This is a genomic window from Wolbachia endosymbiont of Pentidionis agamae (genome assembly GCF_036711655.1).
Taxonomy (GTDB): domain Bacteria; phylum Pseudomonadota; class Alphaproteobacteria; order Rickettsiales; family Anaplasmataceae; genus JAZHPY01.
Genome location: NZ_JAZHPY010000110.1, coordinates 1 through 2,609, shown reverse-complemented (window position 1 = coordinate 2,609; position 2,609 = coordinate 1). Strand labels below are relative to the sequence as shown.

The following is a 2,609-nucleotide window of genomic DNA, read 5'->3' as shown; positions in this document are numbered from 1 at the left end:
AAATTTTACCAACCGACTATAAATCGCAAAAATTTGGTGATATTGTGCAAGTTAAAGATCCAAACTCCTGGATTTATCAGAGCTAGGTTTCTGGGTTATTTTAACCATCTATACTAGTAAAATAATTAAGTATAGCAGATTCAAGGAGTCCATACAGTTTTGGCAGAATCTGGTGCAGTTTACCAAATCTGTGAAATCTGCTAATAAAAAAATGCTAGATTTTCAAGGGTTTAGGAATCAGCAGATTTCTGATCTGTAATCTGGATTGCTGGCAAAAAGCTTAAGAATATTGTGGGTTTAAGCCAGTTTCCAAAATAACCCCTATTATTATAAATAATAATATAAGTAGTATGAATTAACACATACTACTTTAGCTTACTACAAAATCTAATATAACCAATAGACAAAGAAACCCTACTATTGCATTTTAGGCAACATAAAAAAAAGATGAAAGACCTAAAAATGAAAAACAAATGCTTACGAAAGACAAAATAGCTCATAATAATGTTAACTTCTTAATGAATGAATTAATATGAATTTAGAAATACATTATTATCCTATTGAAAATCTTATCGAATATGACAGAAACCCTCGTAAAAATGACATTGTGGTGAGCAGAATGTGTGCTTCAATTCGTGAGTTTGGCTTTCGTATTCCAATAGTTGCAAAAAGTGATGGAACTGTTGTTGACGGCCATTTACGCCTTAAAGCCGCAAGAAAGCTTGGTATGGAAAATATACCTGTTGTTCTTAGTGATAATTTAAGTGATGTACAAATCAAAGCTTTTCGGTTACTTGCAAATCAATCTAGCTAATTGGGCTAAATGGGACGATGATCTTTTGAAACTTGAACTTAAAGATTTAGAAGACTTAAATTTTGATCTTAAACTTACTGGATTTGATTTTGAAAAGGTTCAGCACTTTCTTGACAATGTTGGTTAGGAAAGCAGCGAAAGAGAAGATTTTTCTGACTTAGATGACGATAGCAAAAAAAGCAAAAATAACAAAACCAGGAGATCTTTGGATTTTAGGTGATCATAGAATTTATTGTGGTGACAGCAAGCTGATTGACTCATTTAAAGTGGTATTGGATGATAAAATGGCAGATATCACCGTATGTGATCCTCCTTATAACGTTGATTATGGTGCTAGCCAGGAAAGAGATGACAGGAAAATACTGGGTGATGATCAAGGTGAAAAATATGAGTTATTTCTCTATGACATTTGCTCCCACATTTTAGTATATACCAAAGGAGCAATTTACATATGCATAGCATCAGCAGAACTTGGAGTGCTGCAAAAAGCATTTAAGGAAGCAGGAGGCTATTGGTCAACTTTTATCATCTGGGGAAAGAATCACTTTACGATTGGAAGGTCTGATTATCAGCGGCAATATGAGGGAATATTATATGGATGGAAGAATGGTAATAAACGTGAGTGGGTGGTATGGAGGAAGAAATCAAAGTGATTTATGGTTTTATGACAAGCCAGTGCATAATTCACTGCACCCAACTATGAAACCAGCAGAGCTAATGGATCGAGCAATAATAAATAGCAGTAGACCAGGAGATATTAGTTCTTGATCCTTTTAGTGGCTCTGGAAGTACTTTAATTGCATGTGAAAGAACAGATAGAATCTGCAGAACAATTGAGCTTGAACCTAAATATGTTGATGTAACAATTAAACGTTGGCAAGTATACACCGGTAGAGATGCGATTTTAGCAGGTACTGGCAAAACTTTCTTTCAAATTAAGGAAGAAAAGCAAAAAACAGAAAATTAAAAAATATAGGAAAAAGCAGTGGTGTCAAAAGGAGAAAAAAATGGAAAGGATAACACAAACAGAATGGGCAAGAGAACAAGGGTTTTCCAAGCAATATGTCTGTTATTTAGTGAAACAATGGATTGTAGAGCTGAAAGATGGCTTAGTTGACACAGAACAAGCAAATAACGCACTTGAAACAATTCGTGATCCAAGTCAACCACTAAGAAGAAAAAACGATGAAGATAGTAGAAGCAGAAATACTAACGAGCTTTCAACTATGCTTCTTAAAACCAGAATTAAGAACGAAATGGAGCGTGGTAAGTTACTAGAAGCTAAGGCTAAAGCTGAAATTGGTGAGCTTGTTAGAGTGGAAGAAGTAAAACTTGATGCTTTTAATACTGCAAGAGTCGTGAGAAACAATCTTCTTAATATTCCAGATAGAATATCAGCATTACTTGCGTCCTTAAGTGAAGCTGAAAAGATTCATGAAACTTTAACAGAAGAAATTAGGACTGCACTTTCTGGGCTATCTCAGTAACCAAAAACACTTTTAAAACCATTCAAATGATCAGTAATTCACACCTAGAGTTAATTAAATGTCTTATTAACCAACCTGGAATAGACATAAATACTCGAGGCTTTAATGGCAAAACTCCATTACATTGTGCTATAGAGCTTGATGAGCTAAGTTTGGTAGAACTTCTCCTCACCCAGACAAACATTAATCCTTTTGTGGAAGATAATGATGGTAAAACATCTCTTAATTATGTCAAAAACGGTAAAAAAGCAGAAATATTACAAGCTCTTATTGGTAACAAGTATGGAACTGAAAAAGACAGCTTGCTT

At 34.3% G+C, this 2,609-nt stretch carries 2 protein-coding genes and 1 pseudogene; all 3 read left to right on the top strand.

The features are described 5' to 3' along the window. Positions 1 to 532: 532 nt before the first annotated feature. Positions 533 to 1,781: pseudogene (locus V6U76_RS05050) on the top strand (DNA modification methylase). Positions 1,782 to 1,821: 40 nt separating this feature from the next. After that, complete coding sequence (locus tag V6U76_RS05045; protein WP_333024041.1) at positions 1,822 to 2,301, top strand: hypothetical protein; 480 nt, start codon at positions 1,822 to 1,824, stop codon at positions 2,299 to 2,301. Positions 2,302 to 2,327: 26 nt separating this feature from the next. Continuing rightward, positions 2,328 to 2,609, top strand: a 282-nt coding sequence (locus V6U76_RS05040; protein WP_333024040.1) for an ankyrin repeat domain-containing protein, incomplete at its 3' end; no start/stop codon positions are given.